Raw genomic sequence first — 23,079 nt, 5'->3', positions numbered from 1 at the left:
TCGGAGCCGTCCGACGTCCCTCGCGGCGCCGCTGCGCACCCCCGGTCCGTCGCACCTGGAGGCCCGCGCCGATGCCGACTGTACGCCACCGGCCAGCAGCGCGTTCGGTAGCGGGTCGGCGTGTCGGCGGCCCGTCGGCCAGGGCCGGCCACGTCGGCGCTCAGCGGGCGCGCGGATGCGCTGTCGCGTACACCTCGCGCAGTCGTTCCACGGTGACCAGTGTGTAGACCTGGGTGGTGGTCACCGACGCGTGGCCGAGCAGTTCCTGCACCACGCGCACGTCCGCGCCGCCGTCGAGCAGGTGGGTGGCGTACGAGTGGCGCAGCGTGTGCGGGGAGACCGCGTCGGGGCCGTCGACCGGCAGGCCGGCGCGGGCGGCGGCGGCGCGCAGCACGGCCCAGGCGCCCTGCCGGGTGAGCGGGCCGCCGCGGGCGTTGACGAACACCGCGTGGGTGCCGCGTCCGGCCGCGAGCAGCGCCGGGCGGCCCCGGACCAGCCAGGCGCGCAGCGCGTCGGCCGCGTACCCGCCGACCGGGACCAGCCGGGTCCGGCCGCCCTTGCCGCGCAGCAGCACGGTTCCGGCGTCCAGGTCGAGGTCGTCGACGGCGGCGCCGACCGCCTCGGAGATGCGCGCGCCGGTGCCGTACAGGAATTCCAGCAGCGCCCGGTCGCGCAGCGCGCGGGCGGCGGCGTCGCCGGTGCCGTCGGCCGGGCCGGCGGCCTCCAGCAGCCGCAGGACCGCGTCGACGGGCAGCGCGCGGGGCAGCCGGCGCGGCGGCGCGGGCGGGCGGACGTCGCGGCTGGGGTCGGCGCCGGTGAGCCCTTCGCGCAGCGCGAAGCGGTGCAGGCCGCGTACCGCGCTGGCGGCGCGGGCGGCGGAGGAGACGGCGAGCGGCGGGTGGTCGTCGTCGCCGGCGCGCAGCCGGGCCAGGTGGGCCTCGACCTGCGCGGGCCCGGCGGCGGCCAGGTCGTCCACCCCGGCGGCGGCCAGGGTGGCGAGGTAGCGGTCCAGGTCCCGGCGGTACGAGGCGAGCGTGTTCGCGGACAGCCCGCGCTCGACGGTGAGGTGGTCCAGGTACGTCCGGACCGCACGGCGCAGGGCCGGCGCGGGTTCCGCGCCGACCGCGCGCACGGCGGCGTCGGTCAGCTCAGCACCTCGTCCAGCGGCAGCACGTCCATGCCGTGCGCCTCGGCGACCGGGCCGTAGACGACCTTGCCGGCGTGGGTGTTCAGGCCCAGCGCCAGCGCCGGGTCGTTGCGCAGCGCCGCCTGCCAGCCCTGGTTGGCCAGTTCCAGGGCGTACGGCAGGGTGACGTTGGTCAGCGCGTAGGTGCTGGTGTTCGGCACCGCGCCGGGCATGTTCGCCACGCAGTAGAAGATCGAGTCGTGGACCTTGTAGACCGGGTCGGCGTGCGTGGTCGGGCGCGAGTCCTCGAAGCAGCCACCCTGGTCGATGGCGATGTCGACGAGCACGCTGCCCGGCTTCATCCGGGAGACCAGCTCGTTGGAGATGAGCTTCGGGGCCTTCGCGCCGGGCACCAGCACCGCGCCGATGACCAGGTCCGCGTCGAGCACTGCCCGCTCGATCTCGTACGCGTTTGAGGCGACCGTCTGCAGGTGGCCCCGGTAGATGGCGTCGGCGGAGCGCAGCCGGGCCACGTTCTTGTCCAGCAGCAGCACCTCGGACTGCAGGCCCAGCGCGATGGCGGCGGCGTTGAGGCCGGACACGCCCGCGCCGATGACCACGGTCTTTGCGGCGTACACGCCGGAGACGCCGCCGGGCAGCACGCCCCGCCCGCCGCCGGTGCGCATCATGTAGAAGGCGCCCACCTGGGGGGCGAGCCGGCCGGCCACCTCGGACATCGGGGCGAGCAGCGGCAGCGACCGGTCGGGCAGCTCGACCGTCTCGTACGCGATGCCGGTGACCTTGCGGTCGACCAGCGCGTCGGTGCACTCGCGGGAGGCGGCCAGGTGCAGGTACGTGAAGAGCACCTGTCCCTCGCGCATCCGGTGGTACTCCTCGGCGATCGGCTCCTTCACCTTGAGGACCAGCTCGGCGGTGTCCCACACCTCGTCGGCGGTGGCCAGGATCTTCGCGCCGGCGGCGGCGAACTCGTCGTCGGTGATGCTGGAGCCGACGCCGGCGCCGGCCTCGACGAAGACCTCGTGGCCGTGGCGGGTGAACTCGTTGACGCCCGCGGGCGTGATCGCCACCCGGTACTCGTGGTTCTTGACCTCGCGGGGGATTCCGACCTTCACGATGCAGACACCTTCCTCCGGGGCTGCTCACCCCCGACTGCGCGGCGCCGCGCCGGCTCCGTTGCCGGCGCGGTACACCGGTCCCGCCGGCGGCAGTCTAGAGCCGTGGGAAGCCCACGGACGGCGACACTGTGACATCCGGTGCCCGCTGGTGCTGACGGTGTGTCAGGCATGGGCCAGGCTGGCCGGTGGAGACGTCATCAGCCGACAGGACAGAGTTCGGTAAATATCCTTCCACGACCGGGGTGCCGGGGCCGACAGGACGCGAGTCGATCACTATTGTGTCCGCTCATGACCACTCCTTACCAGCAGTACCCGCAGGGCGTCTCGGACAAGAGCAAGGTCGTCGCGGGTGTGCTCCAGATCCTCCTCGGCGGCTTCGGCATCGGCCGGTTCTACATGGGCGACACCAAGACCGGTGTCATCCAGCTCATCGTCACGCTCGTGACGTGCGGCATCGGCGCGATCTGGGGCCTCGTCGACGGCATCCTGATCCTCGTCAACGGCGGTGTCGACGGGCAGGGCCGCCCGCTGCGCGACTGACCACCGCAACGGAAAGGGGCCGCCCGGCGCACAGCGCCGCGCGGCCCCTTCGTCGTCGGTTCCCGATCAGCGCGGCAGCGGCGCCTCCGGCCGGCGCAGCTCGGTGAAGCCGGTCTCCCGGGCGCGGGCCGCGGCGAGCAGCCCGGCCACGCAGGACGCGTTGGTGATCTCACCGGCCAGCACCATCCGCACCGCCTCGTCCAGGTCCACGCGGACCACCTGGAGGTCGRCCTCCTCGTCGTGCCGGTCGTGCCGCTGCTCCGCCGGCACCTCGGCCAGCTCGCGGGCCAGGAACACCCGGACCACCTCGTCGGAGAAGCCGGGCGAGCTGTGCAGGTCCACGAGCACGTCCACGCGCGCCGCGGTCAGGTCGGCCTCCTCGGCCAGCTCCCGCAGCGCCGCGGCGGCCAGGTCCTCGCCGCCGACGTCCATCAGCCCGGCGGGCAGCTCCCACAGGTGCCGGCCGACCGGGTGCCGGTACTGGCGGATCAGCACCACCTGACCGGCGTCGTCGAGCGCCACCACGGCGACCGCGCCGACGTGCCGCACGTAGTCCCGGGTCGCCTCGCCGCCACCGGGCATGGTGACGTCGTCGCTGACCACGGAGAAAATCCGGCCGGACCAGATCTGGCGGCGCGCGGTCACCTCGTACCGGTGCTCGACGCCGCTCACTTGGCCTGGGCCTTGGCGCCGCCGCCGCGGCCGGCCTTCTTCGCCGCGCCGTCCAGGTCCACCGGCAGCTGGTCGGCCTGCGAGTACGCCACGGCGGCGCCGACGAACGCGGCGAACAGCGGGTGCGGGCGGGTGGGGCGGCTCTTCAGCTCCGGATGCGCCTGGGTGGCCACGAAGAACGGGTGCAGGTTGCGGTCCAGCTCGACGAACTCCACGAGCCGCCCGTCCGGCGAGGTGCCGGAGATCGTCAGCCCCGCCTTGGTGAGCTGGTCCCGGTAGGCGTTGTTCACCTCGTACCGGTGGCGGTGCCGCTCGCTGACCTCGGTGCTGCCGTACGCCTCGGCGACGATCGACCCCTCGGCGAGCTTCGCCGGGTACGCCCCGAGCCGCATGGTGCCGCCGAGGTCGCCGCGGCCGGCCACGATGTCCTCCTGGTCGGCCATGGTGGCGATGACCGGGTGCACGGCCTCCTCGTCAAATTCGAGCGAGTTCGCCCCGTCGAGGTTGGCCAGGTGGCGGGCCACCTCGATGGTCATGCACTGCAGGCCGAGGCAGAGGCCGAGCAACGGGATGCCGTTCTCCCGCGCGTACCGGGCGGTGCCGACCTTGCCCTCGATGCCGCGTACGCCGAAGCCGCCGGGGATGACGATGCCGTCGACGCCGGACAGGGCGGCGGCCGCGCCGGCCGCTGTCACGCAGTCGTCGCTGGGCACCCACTTGAGCTTCACCCGGGCGCGGTGGCCGAACCCGGCCGCCCGGATCGCCTCGCTCACCGACAGGTACGCGTCGGGCAGGTCGACGTACTTGCCGACGAGCGCGACGGTGATCGTGTGCCGCGGCTGGTGCACCCGCTCCAGCAGGTCGTCCCAGCGGGTCCAGTCGACGTCGCGGAACGACAGGCCGAGCCGGCGCACCACGTACGCGTCGAGGCCCTCCCGGTGCAGCACCTTCGGGATGTCGTAGATGCTCGGCGCGTCCGGGGCGGCGGTGACCGCCTCCCGGTCGACGTCGCAGTACAGCGACAGCTTCTCCTTGACCTTGTCCGGGATCTCCCGGTCGCAGCGCAGCACCAGCGCGTCGGGCTGGATGCCGATGCTGCGCAGCTGCGCCACCGAGTGCTGGGTCGGCTTGGTCTTCAGCTCGCCCGACGGCGCCAGGTACGGCACCAGCGACACGTGCAGGTAGAAGCAGTTGTCCCGGCCCAGGTCGTGGCGGATCTGCCGGATCGACTCCAGGAACGGCAGCGACTCGATGTCGCCGACCGTGCCGCCGACCTCGGTGATCACCACGTCGGGCACCTGGCCGTCGGCGTCCGGGTCGGCCATGCCGCGGATGCGGGCCTTGATCTCGTTGGTGATGTGCGGGATGACCTGCACCGTGTCGCCGAGGTACTCCCCGCGCCGCTCCTTGGCGATCACCGCCGAGTAGATCTGGCCGGTGGTGACGTTCGCCTTGCCGGAGAGGTCCCGGTCGAGGAACCGCTCGTAGTGCCCGACGTCGAGGTCGGTCTCGGCGCCGTCCTCGGTGACGAAGACCTCGCCGTGCTGGAACGGGTTCATCGTCCCGGGGTCGACGTTCAGGTACGGGTCGAGCTTCTGCATCACCACGCGCAGTCCGCGCGCGGTCAGCAGACTGCCGAGGCTGGAGGCGGTGAGGCCCTTACCCAGCGAGGAGGCGACGCCCCCGGTGACGAAAATGTGCCTGGTCGTCCGTGCTGTAGGGGCCAAGGCCTGCTCCCGTGTCGTCCGTAGCGGTCGTGCGAACCGCCGTGCCGATCAGACAAGTGATCACGCGATCCACGGGATTCCACGGTAACACCATCCGGACCGTGAGCCGGCGTCGCACCCGCTGTCGGCGCACGTGAGGCCCGTGCCGGCCCTCGTGCGGCGCTCTTCCGTGCCCGTCCGGGCCCTTGATCGACACCACTTCGCCGATGTGGTGCCTTCCGCAGGGCCTTGACCCCGCCACCTCCCCGATCTGGCGAGGGCGCGCGCGGGGGGCGGCACGCCCGCGGGGCAGCGCGGGCCGGTCAGCCGGCGGGGATCTCCGAGGAGGCCGGGGTCGGCTGTGCGGGGACCCGCGCCCCGGCGCCGGGCGATGCGTTCGGCGTTTCCGTGCCGGCCGGGCCCTGCCGACCCGGTCCGGCCGGCTCCCCGGCCTCCCCGGGATCGCCCACACCGTCACCGGCCGGACCGTCGCCCGCCGACCCACCAGCACCAGCACCGTCACCGGCCGACGGAGCACCGTCAGGCGGGCCGTCGCCAGCGGGGCCGCCTCGGGAAGGGCTGTCCGGGCCGCCCGGTGGGACCGCGTCCGTCTCGCCGCCAGGGCGGCCGCTGTCGGGCAGCGTACGGTCGGTGGAGTGGTCGAGCACCCGCAGCGCCGACAGCGCCGCCATGGGCACCACGAGCGCCGCCGCCGCGCCGGCCACGTCCAGCGCCGAGCCGCCCAGCACGCCGCCCAGCCCGACGGCCACGCCGGTGCCGGCCATCGCGGCCCGGATCGCCGGGTAGATGCCGAACAGCCGCATCAGGCCGCCCCACGGCTGCAGCAGCGCCAGCCAGACCAGCGCCGCCCCGGCCAGGGCCAGCACGGTGAGCGGGCTGTTCACCAGCGTCTGGATGTTGGAGTCGCCGGAGCGGTGCACGGTGAGCCCGCCGGTGCCGTCGCCGAGCGCGGCCAGGAACCGGCCCAGGCTTCCCCGCTCGTCGGCGGGACGGCCCAGGTCGACCAGGGCGAAGCCGATGGTGACCGCGAGCGCGGCCATGGTGGCCCAGGCCAGCCGGCTCACGGTGAGCCAGCCGCCGGTGCAGATGGCGGCGGCGACGCTGACGCCGGCGGTGAGCGCGATCGCGCCGATCGAGTCGGCGCCCAGGTACGGGCTGCCCACGATCACCACTGCCAGTCCGCCGACGGCCACCATCACCATCGGCCGCCAGCCCTTGCGGAACCGCTGGGCGAGCCAGCCGCCGCACAGCAGTGATCCGGCGACGAACACGCCCAGCCCGACGGTGCCGAGCCCGGCGTACCGGCCGCCCTCCAGCGCGGAGTAACCGACCACGCCGTTGAGCTGCAGCCGGGAGCCGGTGAGCACGTCCACGCCGACCACGAGCGTGGCCAGCCCGGCGACCGCGCCGAGCGGGCCGAGCGTGCGTTCGTGCCCGGGGCTGAACCGGACCAGGGCGGTGCCGCCGACGACGAGCAGCGCGGTCACCGCGGCGTACCAGACGCCGGCGTGGCTGCCGCGCCACCAGGGCACGGCGTCGGCCAGCAGCGCCGCGGGCACGGCCAGCGCCGCGGCGATGAGCAGCAGCTCCACCACGGCGACGACGCGCCGGGACACCGGTTCCGGTCCGTGCGGGCCGGCGAGGCGGCGGGCCCGGCGTAGCAGCGGCAGCACCGCCACCGCGAGGGCCAGCTGGGCGGCGGCGAGCAGGGTGAAGAACCAGCCGGCGACGCGCCGCTGGGCGGCGGCCTCCCGGTCCGCGTCGGCCGACGCCTCGATCGCGGCCCGCAGGTCGTCGGGCCGGTCGTCGGCGGTGACCGCGGGACGGCCGACGAAGGCCCGTTCCGGGGCCGGCCGGTCGAGTACGGCGAGCACGGTCGGGGCCAGGTCGACCAGTTGCAGGTAGCCGGACCGGGCGGTGCTCGGCGAGGTCAGCCAGCCGCCCGTCCAGCCGGGGCCGTCGGCGATCGCGACGTGCAGCCGCGCCGGGTTGTCGGTGTCGGAGACGCCCGCGACCAGCACCAGTGAGCGCGGCGGCCGGGCGGCGAGGACCCGGGCCAGCCGGGCGTCGGCCTGCCGCGCCTGGGCGGCCCGTACGGCCGGGTCGTCGTCGTCGACGGTGCCGGCGTCGACGATGCTCAGCACGCAGGAGCCGAGCAGTTCCGCCGGGTTCTCGGGCAGCGTTGGCGCGTACCTGTCGACCCGGCCGAACGGACGGGCGGCGGCCACGGCGGCGCCCGGCCCCACCGCCACCGAGCAGCGCACCGACTCGGCCAGCGCGCCGGGCTTGGCGCCCCAGGCGAGCTGTTCCTGGTTGTGCGCCACGACGCTGGGCTGGTCGGGCAGGTTCGCGCCGATGCCGTCGGGCCGTTCCACAGTCACGCCGGCCGCCGGGCAGCCACCGCCCGGACGGGCGCCCGGCCAGGCGGCGAAGTTCCCGGCGCCGAGGGTGAGCCAGCCGTCGACGGGGCAGGTGGGCCGGTGCGCGGACCGCACCGACAGGGAGCCGATCGCGCCCTGCTCGGCCATCCGCCACAGCGTCGGCGTGTTCTCCGGGTCGACGTCGTCCCAGCGCAGGCCGGCCGCGCCGACGAGGACCACGAAGTCGGCGCCGGGCCGGTCCGCGCCGCGGTCCGGCCGGGCGGCCAGCGCGGTGATGCCCAGCGCCACCACGACCAGGGTGAGCAGGACCGGGGTCAGTCGGCGCAGCATCAGCGGTTCCCGGCGGAGTGCTGCGGTGTCAGCTCGGCGTAGAGGTCGGCGAGCGCGGCCACGGTGTCCGCCTCGGTGGGCCAGGTCGCGGCCCGGGCCAGGCCGCGCCGACCCACCTCGGCCCGGCGTACGGGGTCGTCGAGCAGGTCGCGCACCGCCGCGTCGACGGCGTCCACGTCCCCGGGCGGCACCAGCACGGCCCCGTCGCCGACGAGCTCCGGCAGCCCGCCGACGGCGGTCGCGACGAGCGGTACGCCGGCCCGCAGCGCCTCCTGGGCGAACAGCTGCCGGGCCTCCCAGTCGCTGGTCACCACGGCGAGGTCGGCGCCGGCCAGCAGGTCCGCCACGTCGGTGCGGTGCCCGAGCAGCGTCACCGGCGCGCGGGCGGCCGAGATCCGGGCGGCCAGCGGCAGATACGCGGGTCCGCTGCCGGCGATCACCACGACCGGGGCGGGGGTACGGGTGCGCCAGCGGGCGGCGGCGTCGATGAGCACGTCGTACCGTTTCTGCGGGTGCAGCCGGCCCACCGAGAGGATCAGCGGGCGGTCGGCGGTCACGCCGAACTCGGCGCGGACGGCGGCGCGGCGGCGGCCCGGCGGCGGCAGCGTGGGCGCGGCGACCGGGGCCAGGCGCGCGTCGGCGGCGCCCAGCGCGGCGGCGCGGTCGACCAGGTCGGCGGAGGCGCCCAGCGCGACCCGCACGGACCGGGCGACGATCCGCTCGACCAGCCGGGACGCCGCGCCGCGCAGCCCTTTCGCGAGGACCGCGTTGTGCCAGGTGACGACGAGCGGCGCGGTGGGGCGGGCGAGCGCCGCGACCAGGCCGGCGCGCAGCCCGTGCGCGTGCACCACGTCGACGGGTGTGACCGCGAGCGCCCGGCGCAGCGCGGTGACCGCGCGCGCGTCGCCCGGCGTGGGGCTGGCCGGGATCTCCACCGGGGTGAACCGGACGCCGACGCCGGTGAAGCCGAACTGCTCCTCGGTGGCGGCCGGTCCGCACACCAGCACCGACGCTCCGGCCTCGGTGAGTCCCCCGGCGATCGAGCGCACGTGCTGCCCGACACCGCCGGTGCTGGAGGCGAGCACGAGGGCCACCGACCCGGGCCAGCGCGGTGCGGGCGAGGCGTCCGTCATGAGGAAACGGTCTCCTTTCCGTCGCCCCGCTCGCCGGGGTGCTGCTGCGCCGGCGGGCCGTCGTCCCCGCCGGCCGGGCGTCGCCGGCGCAGCCGGCGGGTCACGGTCGCGAGCAGCGGCCGCAGGTCGCGGGCGTCGGTCAGCCAGGCGACGGCGAGGAACAGGACACCGACCACGACCCCGGACAGCATGCCCTGCGCGAGGGCCTGCGGTGTCGTCGGGGTGCCGTCACCGAGCCCGGCGAGTCCCGCCGCGACGGCCGCCCCGCCCGCTCCGGCGACCACTGCGGCGAGCAGTCCGGCGGCGCCGGCCCGGCCGATCCCGGCGAGCGCCTCGCCGCCGGCGGCACGCCGGACCGCGACGATCAGCAGCGCGCCGAGCAGCACCATGCCGGCCGACGTCGCCAGGGTCACCGCGAGGACCCGGTCGGCCAGCGGCAGCGCCTGGGCGAACAGGAGGGCGAACGCGGGCACGCTGAGCCATCCGAGCGCGGTCGCGACGGTGGCCGCGCGGGTCTCGCCGCGGGCGTACAGGGCGCGGGTGAGGACCGCGAACAGGCCGTAGCCGAGCAGGCCGGGCGCGAACCCGGCGATCCCGGCCGCGGCGGTACGCGCGTCCAGGGGGTCGGAGAAGAAGAAGTGCCCGACCGGGATCGCGGTGCCGACGAGCGCGGCGGCGCCGAGCAGGCTGAACAGCACCACGCCGCGTACCGCCGGGGCGAGCGTGTCCCGGTAGGCGCGCTCGTCGCCGGTGGCCCGGGCCGCGACGAGCGTCGGGTACGCGGCCACCGCCAGCGGCACCGCCAGCACCGCCCAGGGCAGGAAGTAGACGGTCTGGGCGAGGTTGTAGACGCCGACGTCGGCGGTCCGGCCGTAGGTGACCTGGTTGAGCGCTACCACCAGGGCGATCTGCTGGGCGGCGACGGTGACCACCCCGGCGACGGCCAGGCCGCCGACCCGGGCCCGGGCGTCGGCCGGGAACCGGTAGCCCGGCCGGATCCGGAGCTTCAGCCGGCGCAGCGGGATCAGCAGCGACAGCGAGAGCACCACCACGCCGAGTGTGGTGCCGGCGGACAGCAGCAGCTCGCCGCCGCGCCCGGCCTCGCCGATCGTGGCCAGCCGCCCCTCGGTCGCGGTGAAGGCGAGGTAGACGCCGATCACGCTGATGCTCGACAGCAGCGGCGCGATCACCGGCCAGGCGAACCGGCGGTGCGCCTGGAGCACCCCGGTGAGCACGATGCCCACGCCGTAGAGCGGCAGCTGCGGCGCGAAGACGCGCAGCATCCGGGCCCCGGACGCCTGCTGCGCCTCGCTGAGACCGTCTCCGATCAGGCCCGGCAGCGGGTCGGCGAAGATCGCCACCAGGACCGCCAGCGGCACCAGCAGCGTCAGCGTCCAGGTCAGCAGCGCGCCGGTGGTGGCGGCCACCGCACGCCGGTCACCGGCCTCGACCGCGCCGGCCAGCAACGGTACGACGAGACTGGCCAGCGCCCCGCCCGCGACGATCTCGAAGATGAAGTTCGGGACGTAGTTGGCCACCAGGTAGGCGCCGCCGAGGTCGCTGGTGGACAGCGTCCAGGTGAACACGGCGGTGCGGCCGAAGCCGGCGAGCCGGCTGACCACGGTGAGCACGGCGATGAGGGCGGCCGCCCCGGCGACGCGGCCGGCGGCGGCGAGAGGTGCCGGTTTCGTCACGTCAGTCGGGCAGCCGGCCCAGTTCGTCGAGGTGCCGCAGCCCCGGCGTGGACGCGATGACCTGGGTGAAGCTGACCTTCTCGCTGGCGGCGGTGAGCGCGGCGAGCACGGCCAGCACACCGGCGCGGCCCAGCGGCCCGGTACGCGCGGCCAGGCTCACGCCCAGCAGCGCACCGAGCGCGTTCGCGCCGCTGTCCCCGACCATCACCCGTTCGCCCAGGTCGTCCCCGACCAGCGCGGCCGACGCGCCCACCGCGCCCGCCGCGATGCCGCCGTGCGGGCCGGTGGTCAGCGGCGCGCCGAGCAGCATGCCGGACTTCAGCGCCCGGCCGGGCCGCAGGTCGAGCAGGTTGACCAGGTTGGCGGTGCCGGCCACCACGCCGGCGCCGAGCAGCACGTCGAGCCCGCGGCCGACCGCCCCGGCCCGCTGGCGGCGCGGGTGCGCGGCGACCCGCCGGTCGGCGGCGAGCAGCGCCGCGGCGGCGAGCCCGGCCACACCGACCCCGGCGACCTTCACCAGCCCGGCGGTGACCTGGCCCTCGCGCAGCGCGGCGAGGTGCCCGGCGAAGCCCTTGGCGGCCTTCTGCTCGGGGCGTGCGCCGACCACGTCGTCGTAGAGGCCGACAGCGCCCGCGCCCAGCCCGGCGACGAGCGCGGCGGCGCCGGCCGGTGTGCTGCCGGCGCCCAGCGCGCCGCCGGTCGCCGCGCCCACGGCGAGGGCCGGACCGGCGGCCAGGGTCACCGTGCGGCCCCGGTAGTTGGTGCGCTCCAGCGCCGGCCCGCCCGGCGACGTGCGCGTCTGGCGCAGCGTGTAGCGGGCGGCCAGCACCCCCGCGCCCACGGCGAGCAGCCGACCCAGTCTCACGGGACCTCCTCGATCCGGACTTCGAACGCGACGCGGCACGGACCGGGCGGCCCGAGCGGTCACCGGGGCAGTGTAGGCACCCGGGAGGCGGCGTTGTCGCCCACGCCGTACTGGCCGGTCTTCTTCTCGGTGAGCTGCTGCGCCAGGGCGAGGCTGGTGGCCAGCTGGCCCTGCACGGTGTTGGCGTTGTCGACGGTGGAGATGGTCTGCGACAGCACCGGGTCGCCGCGGACCACGGAGACCAGGTTCCCGCCGGTCGAGCCCATGCCGGCGACCACCAGCGCGCCGGCCCGGTCGAACTCCACGGCGATCTTCACCACCGACTCGTCCTTCTTGGCCGAGTCCTTGTCCACGTACGGCTGGCCGGTGACCATCACGACCGCCTCGGCGGCGGTGGAGATCTTGTCCGCCGGGGTGAGGTAGCCGGCGGTGGCGTACTGCTCCAGCACCGTGCGCCGGTCGGTCTCGCTGGCCGCCGGGGTGCCCGCGGGACGGTCGACCAGGACGTTCGCCAGCAGCGCGCTCGAGGTCTCCACGCCGTGCCCGTTGCCGGGCAGGTTGATGGCGGGGGACGTGTTCGGCCGGGCGGTGACCGCCAGTTCCAGCAGGTTGTTGTTGCTGTCCGGGTTGACGAACTTGTCCTGCACGTCGATGCGGCCGGTGACGTCCGCGCCGGCGGTCTGCAGCATCTTCACCACGCCCTCGGCCTGGTCGCGGCCGCTGGGCAGGGTGAGCACCAGCACCCGACGGCCGGTCAGCTTGCCGGGCAGGACGAGCTGGGCCACCTCGGCGGCGAAGTCCTCCTCGGTCTCCAGCTGCTTCTGCATGCTGTTGACCGACTGGCGCATCAGCGAGTTGTCCTTGCGCAGGCCGTTGACGTTCTCCCGGAGCGAGTCGGCGACCGGCCCGTTGAGGGCGGCCGTGCCGACCACCAGGCCGATCGCCAGCGCCAGGAACACCGCGGTCAGGGACACCACGTGGTAGCGAAAGTTGATCACGCTTGCAGCCTCTTGATCGTCGGGGGAGCTAGAAGAGCTGGCCGAGCTGGAACACGAAATTGTCCCACCATTCGGAGACCACGCCCAAATACGCCTTCCCGACGGTGGAGACCGCCACCGCGGAGGCCATCGCGGCCACCGCCGACAGGACCAGCAGCAGCAGCGACGAACCGGAGATGCTCTGCCGGTAGAGCCGGCTGACGCCCTTGGCGTCGACCAGCTTGCCGCCCACCTTCAGCCGGGTCAGGAACGTCGACGCCATGCCGCCGCGCCCCTTGTCCAGGAACTCCACCAGGGTGGCGTGGGTGCCGACGGCCACCAGCAGCGACGCGCCCTTCTCGTCGGCCAGCAGCATGGCGAGATCCTCGCTGGTGGCCGCCGCCGGGAACGTGATCGCCGGTACGCCGAGCCCGTTGACCCGGGCCAGGCCGGGCGCCCGCCCGTCCGGGTAGGCGTGCACGATCACCTCGGCGCCGCAGCGCAGCACGTCGTCGGTGACCGAGTCCATGTCCCCGATGATCATGTCCGGGGTGTAGCCCGCCTCGACCAGCGCGTCGGCCCCGCCGTCGACGCCGATCAGCACCGGCTTGAACTCCCGGATGTACGGGCGCAGCACGTCCAGGTCGGCCTTGTAGTCGTAGCCGCGCACCACGATCAGGCAGTGCCGGCCCTGGATCTGGGTCTGGATCTCCGGTACGCCGACGCCGTCGAGCAGCAGGTCACGTTCCTGCCGCAGGTAGTCCATCGTGTTGGCGGCGAACGCCTCCAACTGCACCGACAGGCCCTCCCGGGCGTCGGCCATCGACTTGGCCACGGTCTCGGCGTCCTGCAACGTGCCGTGCGCGACCGGCTCCTCGCCGACGAACACGGTGTTGCCCTCGATGCGGACCCGGTCACCCTCGCGGACCTGCTCGAAGACGCTCTCGCCGAGATCGTCCAGCAGCGGGATGCCGGCCGAGATCAGCACCTCCGGGCCGAGGTTGGGATAGCGGCCGGAGACCGACGGCTTGGCGTTGAGCACCGCCGCCACACCCACCGCGACGAGCGAGTCGGCCGCCACCCGGTCCAGGTCGACGTGGTCGATGACCGCGATGTCGCCGGGGCGCAGCCGCCCGACCAGCCGTTTCGTCCGGCGGTCGAGGCGCGCGGTGCCGACGATGGAGCCCGGCTCCGGGTTCCGGCTCCGGCGCAGTATGGGTAGACGCATCGTGACCATCCTGGCATGTGAGGCAGGTTTTGCTGTCGCGACATGCCTGAGCAGGGCCGCCTACCCAGGGAAGCACACCGGAACCCGCGCCGGTGTGCTTGCGCTCACAATCGGGGTATCACGGACGCCTTTCCTTGGCCGCCACGGCCAGGAGCTCCTCGGCATGGGCGATACCCAGATCCGAGTCCGGCAAACCGGCGAGCATCCGGGCCAGTTCCCGGGCGCGCTCGGTGTCCTCCACCACGCGCACCCCGCTCGTGGTGACCGCTCCACCGGTGTCCTTGGCCACCACCAGGTGCCGGTCGGCGAACGCGGCGACCTGCGGCAGGTGGGTGACCACGAGCACCTGATGACTGCGGGCCAGCCGGGCCAGCCGGCGGCCGATCTCCACCGCGGCCTGACCGCCGACACCCGCGTCGACCTCGTCGAACACCAGCGTGGGCGGGCCGCCGGAACCGGCGAAGACCACCTCGATGGCGAGCATCACCCGGGACAGCTCGCCGCCGGAGGCGCCCTTCTGCAACGGCAGCGCCGGCGCGCCCGGGTGGGCCAGCAGCCGCAGCTCCACCTCGTCGGCGCCGTCCGCGCCGACGCCGGTCTCGACGCCGTTGACCGGCAGGCTCGGCTCGGACCGGCCCGCCGGACGCGGCAGCACCGCCACCTCGATCCGGGCGTGCGGCATGGCCAGCCCGGCCAGCTCGACGGTGACCTCCTCGGCGAAGCGGACCGCGGCCTCCCGCCGGGACGCCGACACCCGGCCGGCGAGGTCGGCCACCTCACCGGCGAGCCGGGTGGCCTCGCGGTCCAGCTCGTCCAGCAGTTCGTCGGAGGTGTCCAGATCGGACAGCCGCGTGCGGGCCCGCTCGGCCCACGCCACCACGCCGTCGACGTCGTCGGCGTACTTGCGGGTGAGCCCGCGCAACGCGGCCCGCCGCTCGTAGACGGTCTGCAGGCGGGCCGGGTCGGCGTCCAGCGCGGCCAGGTAGGTGGACAGCTCCGCGGCCACGTCGGTGACCAGCGTGGCGGCCTCCTCCAGCCGGGCCGCCAGCTCGCCCAGCGCCGGGTCGGTGCCGGCCTGCGCCTCCAGCGTGCGCCGCGCGGTGCCCAGCAGCGCCGTCGCGTCCGGCGCGTCGTCGGCCGCCTCGACGCCGCCGGCCACGCACTGCTGCGCCACCTGCGCGGCGGTACGCAGCCCCTCGGCGTGCTCCAGCCGCTGCGCCTCCGCCTTCAGCTCGTCGTCCTCCCCCGGCTGCGGATCGACCCGGGTGATCTCGTCCAGGCCCAGCCGCAGCAGGTCGGCCTCCTGGTTGCGTTCGCGCGCGTTGCGCCGCCGGTCGGCCAGGTCGTCGACGACGGTGCGCCACCGGGCGTACGTCTCGCGCAGCGCGTCGAGCAGCTTCTCGTGCTCGGGCCCGGCGAACCGGTCGAGCGAGGCCCGCTGCTCGGCCGGGCGCAGCAGCCGCAGCTGGTCGGACTGGCCGTGCACGGCCAGCACCTGCTCGCCGACCTCACCGAGCGTGGACACCGGCATGGCCCGCCCGCCCAGGTGCGCGCGGGAGCGCCCCTCGATGGTCACGGTGCGGCTGAGCAGCAGCGAGCCGTCCTCGTCGGGCTCGCCACCGGCGTCGACGATGCGGGCGTGCACCGACTCGGCCACCCGCCCACCGAGGCGCAGCCGGCCCTCCACCACGGCGCGGCCCGGCTGGGCGCGCACCCGGCCGGCGTCGGCGCGGCCGCCGAAGAGCAGGCCGAGGCCGGTCACCACCATGGTCTTGCCGGCGCCGGTCTCGCCGGTGATGACGTTCATCCCCGCGGCCAGCGGCAGCGTGGTGTCCTCGATGACGCCCAGTCCGGTGATGCGCAGCTCTTCCAGCACAGCACCCGACAGTAGCCCCGCCGTGTGACAGTTGACCAGCCGGCAGGTCGAGCCGCGGGCACCCGACCCCGGACGAGGAGGAGCTCCACCGCAGCCCGGTACGGGCGGACACGGCCCGGGCCGGTGAGTTCGCGCAGCGGCTGGGCCGCCGACCGGCCGTGGTGGACGGTCGCACCGCGACCTGCCCACTGGTGCACGGCGGCCGGCCGACCTGATGCCGCCGCACCGGCGACATGTCGCCAGGTGGACACGAGCGCAGCGCGGTAGAGGGCCGGGACGCCGGAGATCGCGTCGCCCAGCTCGCGCACCGCCGCTTCCTCCGGCGGCGGCTGCACGACCTGTCCGCCCGACCGGGGTCGACACCCGATCGGGCGCGGCGCGCCGGTCCGCCCGCCGCGGCCGGCTACGACACTCCGGCGTCCCGACCGTCGCGGCCCCGACCACCCCCTGGCCGAGCCCGCGACATCCGGGCCACGCATCCGGAAGCGGCGGGCCTCACCGCCGCACCCGGACTCACCTCATCGCGGCCCGTACGCCCACCGTAACGTGCGCGGCGGCCCGGACCGGTGGTCCGAACGGAGGTTTCCGCTGATCCGTCGGTCAGCGACGGTTGCCCCGCCAGCCCTGGACGGGCAGGTCGAACTTGGCCACCAGCCGGTCGGTGAACGGACGCGCCCGCAACCGAACGATGCGCACCGGCAACGTGCCCCGACGCACCGTGACCCGGGCGCCCGGCGGCAGGTCGTAGACACGCCGGCCGTCGCAGCAGAGCACCGCGAGGGTGGTGAACGGGTCGACGGTGATGACGAACGTCGACGTCGGCGCGGTCACCAGCGGGCGGCTGAACAGCGCGTGCGCGCTGATCGGCACCAGCAGCAGCGCCTCCACCTCGGGCCAGACCACCGGCCCGCCGCCGGAGAACGCGTACGCGGTGGAGCCGGTCGGGGTCGCGCAGATCACGCCGTCGCAGCCGTACCGGGACAGCGGCCGGCCGTCCACGTCGACGAGCAGCTCCAGCATCTGGGCGCGCTCGCCCTTCTCCACGCTGATTTCGTTCAGCGCCCACGACTCGATGGTCGGCCCGCCCTCGAACTCGGCGGTGACGTCCAGCGTGAGCCGTTCGTCCACGCTGTAGTTACGCTCGACCACGTCACGTACCGCGGTGTCCAGGTCGTCGATCTCCGCCTCGGCGAGGAAGCCGACCTTGCCGAGGTTGATGCCCAGCAGCGGGACCTTCGCCGGACGGGCCAGCTCGGCCGCGCGCAGGAACGTGCCGTCCCCGCCGAGCGCGAAGACGATCTCGGCGCCCTCGGCCGCCTCCGGGCCGGTCACCGGCACCACACCGGGCAGGTCCAGGTCGTCGGCCTCCTCGGCCACCACCCGCACCTCGAAACCGGCGGCGATCAGGTCGGCGGCCACCGCGCGCGCGTGCTCGGTGCTGCGTCGACGGCCGGTGTGCGTCACCAGCAGCGCGGTGCGGCTCACCCGGACACCTCCTCGGTCGTGGCCGCCGTGGTGGCGGCGCCCTGCGGGCCGGCGGCCACCACCGCGCGGACCCGCTCCGGGTCCGCGGCGGGCGCGTCCCCGCGCAACCATACGAAGAACTCGACGTTGCCGCTCGGCCCGGGCAGCGGGCTGGCCGCCACTCCGGCCAGGCCCAGGCCGAGCCCGGCGGCCGCGGCGGCCACGTCGAGCACCGCCTCGGCGCGCAGCGCCGGATCGCGGACCACGCCGCCGGCGCCGACCCGCTCCTTGCCGACCTCGAACTGCGGCTTGACCATCAGCGCCAGGTCGCCGCCGGGGCCGGTGCACGCGGCCAGCGCCGCCAGCACCAGACGCAGCGAGATGAACGACAGGTCGGCCACCGTCAGGTCGACCGGGCCGCCGATCGCCTCCGGCGTGAGCGTACGCACGTTCGTACGCTCGAACACCCGCACCCGCTCGTCGGTGCGCAGCGACCAGGCGAGCTGCCCGTAGCCGACGTCCACGGCGACCACCTCGGCGGCGCCGCCGCGCAGCAGCACGTCGGTGAACCCGCCCGTCGACGCGCCCGCGTCCAGGCAGCGCCGGCCGGTGACGGTCAGCCCGCCGGGGGCGAACGCGGCGAGCGCGCCGGCCAGCTTGTGGCCGCCCCGGGAGACGTACTCGTCGGCCGGGTCCTCTCCGGTCACCAGCAGCGGATCGGCCGGGTCGACCATCGCCGCGGGCTTGCGTGCCCGCACTCCGCGCAGCTGGACGCGACCGGCCTCCACGAGCGCGGCGGCCTGTTCCCGGGAGCGGGCCAGCCCGCGCCGGACCAGTTCGGCGTCCAGCCGGGTACGACGAGCCATCAGGTGTGTCTCCGCCTCTGCTCAGGCCTGGTCGATGGTGGCGAGGGTCTCGCGCAGCGTCTCGTACGCCGCCTCGTACTGGGCGATCTGGTCGGCCGGGGCGAGCGCCTCGGCGTTGGCCATGCCGAGCACCGCGGCGTCCACCGCCGGGTGCCGCGCCTCGCCGACCTCCTCGGCCGGCGCGGGGCGTACCCCCGGGGGTGGTCCGGGCCGCGGGCCCGGCGGCGGACCGGGCCGCGGCGCGGTCACGAGCCGGCCGCCCGGCGGCCGGTGGCCTTCCTCGCCGGCCGGGCGGGCGCGGCGGGCGAGCCGTCGGCGGGGGTACGGGCCATGGTGGCGGGCGGCTTCTTCGCGATCGCCTTCTTGGCCACCGTCTTCTTCGCCACCGCCTTCGTCGGCGCCGTCGCCGCGGACTCGGCGGTCGGCGGCGCGGTCGCGCCGGACGGCGCGGTGGCGGTCCCGGCCGGTGCGGCGGCGGGCTCGGACGATCCGGCGGGCGGCGTCTCGCCGGGCCCGAGGTTGCCGCGCGCCTCGCGCAGCTGCCGCTCCAGGTCGTGCACCCGGCGGGTCAGCTCGGCGACCTCGTCGGCGGTGGCCAGCCCGACCGCGCCCAGCGCCCGGTCCACCTCGAAGCGGACCAGCTTGGTCAGCGACTCCCGGTTCGCCAGGCCGGTGGCCACCAGCTCCTCGGCGAGCGTCTGGATCTGGGCGGCGGTCGCGCCACCCTGACCGACGACGCGCATGACCGCGTCCTGTGCCTTCTTCCGGGGCGCCTCCGTCAGGCCCATGGCCAGCTCGAGGTAGGCGCGCCACGCGTCCTGCATGCCTGAGTCCTTCCGCGGGGCGAGGTGTGCAGGTGCCACGCTACCGGGCACCCCGGACGCCCCATTGCGGTACGGTGCCGGGAAACGGCGTGGTTCGTGGTGAGGAGACGATGTGGCCAGCGTGGACGAGTGCCGGCAGGCGTTGCAGGACCTGGCCGCGCGGCTGGACCGCAACGCCGAGGCGCAGGGACGCATCGACCTGGACCGCACGCTGGCCTGCCGGATCACCGATCTCGGCACCGCGTTCCACGGGCGGCTGGAGGGCGGGCGGCTGGTCGACCTGGCCGACGGCGACGACCCGAAGGCGAAGATCGCGCTGAGCACCGGCAGTGACGACCTGGTCGCGCTGGTGAACGGCCGCCTCGACGTGATGTCGGCGGTCGCGTCCCGGCGGGTCTCGATCAAGGCGAACCCGTTCGACCTGATGAAGCTCCGCAAGCTGCTCTAGCCGGTCCACCGCGACCGCGCCGCCGTCGGGGTCCTTCGCCGCTCAGCCGTCGAGGCCGAACGCGGCGAGCGCCTCCGCCGCCGCCGGGGACTGCGCCCGCACGCGCGGCCCGGCCGACGCCGACCAGGCCACCGCGCAGAGCGCGGCGAGCGCCTCCAGCGGCGGTCCCGCGCCGTCGAGCACGAGGTCCGCGCCGGCTTCCGCCACCGACCAGCCGCCGGCGGTCGCCCGGCCCGGCACCGCCACCACCGCGTCCGGGTCGAAGAGCCCCGCCAGGTCGAACGAGACGTACGCGGGGCGGCGCTCCTCGGGCGCGGCCAGCAGCTCGGCGGCGTCGCTGACCCCGGTGAGCACCAGCAGGCTGTCCAGCCCGGCCCGGCGGGCGCCCTCGATGTCGGTGTCCAGCCGGTCCCCCACCACGAGCGTGCGCCCGGCCCCGGCCCGGCGCGCGGCGGTGGTGAACAGCGCCGGCTCCGGCTTGCCCACCACCACGTCGGGGTCGCGGCCCAGCGCGGTACGCAGCACCGCGACCAGCGAGCCGTTGCCCGGCAGCGGGCCGCGCGGGCTGGGCAGGGTGCGGTCGGTGTTCGTGGCGTACCAGGGCGCGCCCGCGCGTACCGCCAGGGACGCCTCGGCCAGGTCGGACCAGCCGACCTGCGGGCCGTAGCCCTGGGCCACGGCGGCGGGCTCCTCGTCGACGGTGGACACCGGCCGCAGGCCGACCGCGCGCAGCTCGGCCCGCAGCGCCTCCGCGCCGACCACGAGTACCGGCGCGCCCTCGGGCAGCCGGTCCCGGAGCAGCTCGGCGGTGGCCGCCGCGGAGGTGAGCACCTCCGCCGGCTGCGCCGGGACGCCCATGCCGGTGAGCAGGTCGGCGACCTCGCTGGAGCGCCGGGAGGCGTTGTTCGTCGCGTACGCGACGGCGCGCCCCTCGGCGTGCAGCCGGCCGACCGCCTCGACCGCGCCCGGGATGGGCCGGTCGATCAGGTAGATGACGCCGTCCAGGTCGAAGACGACAAGCGAGTACGCGTCGACCAGCCGGCCGGCCGCTCCGGCGCGGACGGGTCGCCCCTGGTCCGCGCCGGTAGCGGTGTCCCCGCCGTACCCGGTCACCGGCGCTCCGCCGCCTCGCCCTCGCCGGACGCGGCGTCGCCCGGTGCGGGCCGGTCGGCGTCGGCCTTGTCGGCCGGGGTGACGTCGGTGGCGTCCGCAGCCGCGACGGTGCTGCCCGGCGTGGCGGTGTCCGCGGTCGACGTGGCGGTGTCCTCGGACGTCGTGGCGGCGGTCGGGGTGCCGGTGGCGAGCGAGCCGGCCTCGGCGTCGGTCAGCTCGTCGTCGGTCAGCCGCGCGTCGTCCTCACGGTCGTCGTCATCGTCATCGTCGTCGTCGTCATCGTCGTCGTCATCGTCATCGTCATCGTCATCGTCATCGTCATCGTCGGCCGACGCCTCGGACGTGTCCGCGTCGTCCTCGGGCTCGTCGTCGCCCTCGATGACCACGCCGTCCAGCTCCAGCAGCCGCTCGGCGGCGTCGGTCTCCCCCTCGGAGTCGACGTCGGCGGCCCGGGAGAACCACTCCCGCGCCTCCTCGCGCCGGTCCACCGCCAGCAGCGCGTCCGCGTACGCGTAACGCAGTCGCGCCGCCCACGGCTCGGTCGAGTCGCCGGTCAGTTCGCGGACCTGCAGCATCGCCACGGCCGCGTCCTTCTGCCCGAGGTCGCCGCGCGCGCCGGCGGCCACGATGAGCAGTTCGATCGCGACGGCCTGGTCGAGCTTGTCCCGGTCGGCGCCGCGGAACAGGTCGATCGCCCGCTCCGGCCGGCCCAGCGCCCGCTCGCAGTCGGCCAGCACGGCCAGGTGGCTCTGCAGACCGCTCATCCGGTGGTACGTCCGCAGCTCGGCGATGGCCGTCTGCCACTCACCGGCGTGGTACGCGGCCAGTCCGACGGCCTCCCGCACGGCGGCGATCCGCGACGCGAGCCGGCGGGCCGCCATGGCGTGCGCCAGCGCCAGCGTCGGGTCCTCGTCGATCAGCAGCCCGGTCGCGACCAGGTGCCGGGCAACCGTCTCCGCAACCGGCTTGGCGAGGGAGAGCAGTTCCGCCCGGACGGCCGAGTCGAGGTCGCTCGCGACGACCTCGTCCGGCAGCTCCGGCGCCTCACCGGTACGCCCTTCGCCGCGCTCGTCCCGGCGCTCCCGCTGCGGACCGAAGTTGCCACGGCGGTCGTCGCCGCCCGGCCGGTCGCCGTAGCCACGGCGCTCACCGTCCCGCTCGCCCCGGAAGCCGCCCGGCCGACGGTCGTCACGCCGGTCGTCGCGGCGGAAGCCACCCTCACGGCGCTCGCCGCCGCGGAAGCCACCCTCACGGCGCTCGCCGCCGCGGAAGCCGCCCTCGCGGCGCTCGCCGCCGGCGTAGCTCTCCCGACGGTCGCCACCCTGGTGGCCGCCTTCGCGGCGGTCGCCACCGCGGAACCCGCCCTCACGACGCTCGCCGCCCTCACGACGGTCCCCGCCCCGGAAGCCACCCTCACGGTCTCCACCACGGAAACCGCCCTCACGGCGCTCACCACCGCGGAAGCCGCCTTCACGACGCTCGCCGCCCCGGAAACCGCCCTCACGGTCGCCACCGCGGAAACCACCCTCACGACGCTCACCGCCGCGGAAACCGCCGTCACGGTCACCGCTCCGGAAGCCACCCTCACGGCGGTCACCGCCGCGGAAGCCGCCCTCGCGGTCGCCACCGCGGAAGCCGCCTTCACGACGGTCACCACCGCGGAAACCGCCTTCACGACGGTCACCGCCGGCGAAGCCACCCTCACGGCGCTCTCCGCCGCGGAAGCCGCCGTCACGGTCGCCGCCCCGGAAGCCGCCTTCACGACGGTCACCACCGCGGAAACCGCCTTCACGACGGTCACCACCGGCGAAGCCACCCTCACGGCGGTCGCCGCCGCGGTAGCCGCCGTCGCGGGTGCCGGCCTCACGGCGGTCGCCGCCCCGGAACCCGCCGTCACGGGCACCACCTTCACGGCGGTCGCCACCGCGGAAGCCGCCCTCGCGATCGCCACTGCGGAAGCCACCCTCACGGCGGTCGCCGCCACGGGCGCCACTGTCACGGTCGCCGCCCCGGAACCCGCCTTCACGACGGTCGCCGCCCGGACGGCTTCCGCTCCGGAAGCCACCCTCACGGTCGCCACCACGGAAACCGCCCTCGCGACGCTCACCACCGCCGAACCCGCCTTCACGACGGTCGCCACCGCGGAAGCCGCCCTCGCGATCGCCACTGCGGAAGCCGCCCTCGCGGCGGTCACCACCGCGGGAGCCGCCCTCGCGGCGGTCACCACCGCGGAAGCCACCTTCACGGCGGTCACCACCACGGAAGCCGCCCTCACGGCGGTCACCACCGCGGAAGCCACCCTCGCGACGGTCGCCACCACGGGCGCCACTGTCACGGTCACCACCGCGGAAGCCGCCCGGGCGGTCGTCGCGGCCACCCCGGTACGAGGGACGGTCATCGCGACGGCCGTCGCGGCCGGCGTCACCACGCCCCTGGCCACGGTCGGCGCGATCCTCGTAACGACGGGGGCGGTCCCCGCCCTGGGGTCCTGAGCTCACAGGTACATCCTTCCTGATGGCGTTTCCGCCGAGAACGCTAACGCAGTCGAGGGCCGCCCCTGCTGGGGCGGCCCTCGACTGGAAGATTGTCCGGCGGTGTCCTACTCTCCCACACCCTCCCGAGTGCAGTACCATCGGCGCTGGAGGGCTTAGCTTCCGGGTTCGGAATGTGACCGGGCGT

General features: G+C 75.3%; 20 protein-coding genes and 1 rRNA gene. 3 read left to right on the top strand and 18 right to left on the bottom strand.

The genetic code is table 11. The features are described 5' to 3' along the window. Nucleotides 1–160: 160 nt before the first annotated feature. Both A8711_RS21490 and ald read right to left on the bottom strand, forming a co-directional pair. Nucleotides 161–1,132 (bottom strand): tyrosine recombinase, encoded by a 972-nt coding sequence (locus A8711_RS21490; RefSeq protein ID WP_043324894.1) that lies wholly within the window; start codon nt 1,130–1,132, stop codon nt 161–163. A gap of 11 nt (nt 1,133–1,143) precedes the next feature. Continuing rightward, entirely contained in the window at nt 1,144–2,259 is a 1,116-nt protein-coding gene (ald, locus tag A8711_RS21485) for an alanine dehydrogenase (RefSeq protein ID WP_064446395.1), read from the bottom strand. Between the two features lie 171 nt (nt 2,260–2,430). Between ald and A8711_RS21480 the strand changes: the two genes are divergently transcribed. Continuing rightward, nucleotides 2,431–2,802, top strand: coding sequence for a TM2 domain-containing protein (locus A8711_RS21480; RefSeq protein ID WP_082930962.1), 372 nt, complete (start codon nt 2,431–2,433; stop codon nt 2,800–2,802). A 66-nt stretch (nt 2,803–2,868) separates the two neighbouring features. Here A8711_RS21480 and A8711_RS21475 read toward each other — a convergent pair whose 3' ends face one another. The 13 genes from A8711_RS21475 to A8711_RS21415 all read right to left on the bottom strand — a co-directional run bounded on the left by A8711_RS21475 (nt 2,869) and on the right by A8711_RS21415 (nt 18,839). Further along, nucleotides 2,869–3,474, bottom strand: coding sequence for an NUDIX domain-containing protein (locus A8711_RS21475; protein ID WP_069089180.1), 606 nt, complete (start codon nt 3,472–3,474; stop codon nt 2,869–2,871). After that, nucleotides 3,471–5,201, bottom strand: a complete 1,731-nt coding sequence (locus A8711_RS21470) for a CTP synthase (protein ID WP_043324896.1) — start codon at nt 5,199–5,201, stop codon at nt 3,471–3,473. Before A8711_RS21470 ends, A8711_RS21475 begins: the two co-directional genes overlap by 4 nt. A 302-nt stretch (nt 5,202–5,503) precedes the next feature. Further along, entirely contained in the window at nt 5,504–7,912 is a 2,409-nt protein-coding gene (locus A8711_RS21465) for a hypothetical protein (RefSeq protein WP_069089179.1), read from the bottom strand. Then, nucleotides 7,912–9,045: a glycosyltransferase family 4 protein gene (locus A8711_RS21460; protein WP_069089178.1), complete on the bottom strand. Its 1,134-nt coding sequence runs from the start codon at nt 9,043–9,045 to the stop codon at nt 7,912–7,914. The genes A8711_RS21465 and A8711_RS21460 overlap by 1 nt, the downstream gene beginning before the upstream one ends. Then, on the bottom strand, nt 9,042–10,739 hold the full coding sequence (murJ, locus tag A8711_RS21455; RefSeq protein WP_069089177.1) for a murein biosynthesis integral membrane protein MurJ: 1,698 nt from the start codon (nt 10,737–10,739) through the stop codon (nt 9,042–9,044). Before murJ ends, A8711_RS21460 begins: the two co-directional genes overlap by 4 nt. Before the next feature lies 1 nt (nt 10,740). Further along, a complete protein-coding gene (locus tag A8711_RS21450; protein WP_069089176.1) occupies nt 10,741–11,604 on the bottom strand; it encodes a hypothetical protein in 864 nt (287 codons plus the stop codon). 59 nt (nt 11,605–11,663) lie between these two features. Beyond that, nucleotides 11,664–12,602 (bottom strand): copper transporter, encoded by a 939-nt coding sequence (locus A8711_RS21445; protein WP_069089175.1) that lies wholly within the window; start codon nt 12,600–12,602, stop codon nt 11,664–11,666. A 28-nt stretch (nt 12,603–12,630) separates the two neighbouring features. Further along, on the bottom strand, nt 12,631–13,809 hold the full coding sequence (steA, locus tag A8711_RS21440; RefSeq protein ID WP_030502674.1) for a putative cytokinetic ring protein SteA: 1,179 nt from the start codon (nt 13,807–13,809) through the stop codon (nt 12,631–12,633). A gap of 118 nt (nt 13,810–13,927) precedes the next feature. Further along, nucleotides 13,928–15,685, bottom strand: a complete 1,758-nt coding sequence (gene recN / locus A8711_RS21435; RefSeq protein ID WP_069089174.1) for a DNA repair protein RecN — start codon at nt 15,683–15,685, stop codon at nt 13,928–13,930. Between the two features lie 600 nt (nt 15,686–16,285). Beyond that, nucleotides 16,286–17,170, bottom strand: a complete 885-nt coding sequence (locus A8711_RS21430) for an NAD kinase (RefSeq protein WP_043324900.1) — start codon at nt 17,168–17,170, stop codon at nt 16,286–16,288. Continuing rightward, on the bottom strand, nt 17,167–18,015 hold the full coding sequence (locus A8711_RS21425) for a TlyA family RNA methyltransferase (RefSeq protein ID WP_069089173.1): 849 nt from the start codon (nt 18,013–18,015) through the stop codon (nt 17,167–17,169). The genes A8711_RS21430 and A8711_RS21425 overlap by 4 nt, the downstream gene beginning before the upstream one ends. A gap of 21 nt (nt 18,016–18,036) precedes the next feature. After that, nucleotides 18,037–18,264, bottom strand: coding sequence for a hypothetical protein (locus tag A8711_RS21420; RefSeq protein WP_030502668.1), 228 nt, complete (start codon nt 18,262–18,264; stop codon nt 18,037–18,039). Beyond that, on the bottom strand, nt 18,261–18,839 hold the full coding sequence (locus tag A8711_RS21415; protein ID WP_064446406.1) for a phasin family protein: 579 nt from the start codon (nt 18,837–18,839) through the stop codon (nt 18,261–18,263). The genes A8711_RS21420 and A8711_RS21415 overlap by 4 nt, the downstream gene beginning before the upstream one ends. A gap of 112 nt (nt 18,840–18,951) precedes the next feature. On the opposite strand from A8711_RS21415, the gene A8711_RS21410 reads away from it, so the two are divergent. After that, nucleotides 18,952–19,287 carry an SCP2 sterol-binding domain-containing protein gene (locus A8711_RS21410; protein WP_043324901.1) on the top strand — a complete coding sequence of 112 codons (336 nt, stop codon included), beginning with the start codon at nt 18,952–18,954 and terminating at the stop codon, nt 19,285–19,287. Nucleotides 19,288–19,329: 42 nt separating this feature from the next. On the opposite strand, the gene A8711_RS21405 is transcribed toward A8711_RS21410, so the two are convergent. Next, complete coding sequence (locus A8711_RS21405; RefSeq protein WP_176722855.1) at nt 19,330–20,325, bottom strand: HAD-IIA family hydrolase; 996 nt, start codon at nt 20,323–20,325, stop codon at nt 19,330–19,332. Nucleotides 20,326–20,396: 71 nt separating this feature from the next. After that, nucleotides 20,397–21,281 (bottom strand): Replicase polyprotein 1ab, encoded by an 885-nt coding sequence (locus A8711_RS21400; protein WP_233607652.1) that lies wholly within the window; start codon nt 21,279–21,281, stop codon nt 20,397–20,399. A gap of 3 nt (nt 21,282–21,284) precedes the next feature. On the opposite strand from A8711_RS21400, the gene A8711_RS31645 reads away from it, so the two are divergent. Continuing rightward, complete coding sequence (locus A8711_RS31645; protein WP_176722854.1) at nt 21,285–22,892, top strand: hypothetical protein; 1,608 nt, start codon at nt 21,285–21,287, stop codon at nt 22,890–22,892. A 94-nt stretch (nt 22,893–22,986) separates the two neighbouring features. On the opposite strand, the gene rrf is transcribed toward A8711_RS31645, so the two are convergent. Beyond that, nucleotides 22,987–23,079: ribosomal RNA gene (gene rrf, locus A8711_RS21395) — 5S ribosomal RNA — on the bottom strand; the annotation flags it as partial.

Source organism: Micromonospora sp. II, assembly GCF_001709195.1.
GTDB lineage: Bacteria > Actinomycetota > Actinomycetes > Mycobacteriales > Micromonosporaceae > Micromonospora > Micromonospora chalcea.
Note: the sequence above shows the minus strand (reverse complement) of the source record. Positions and strands in the feature narration are given on the sequence as shown.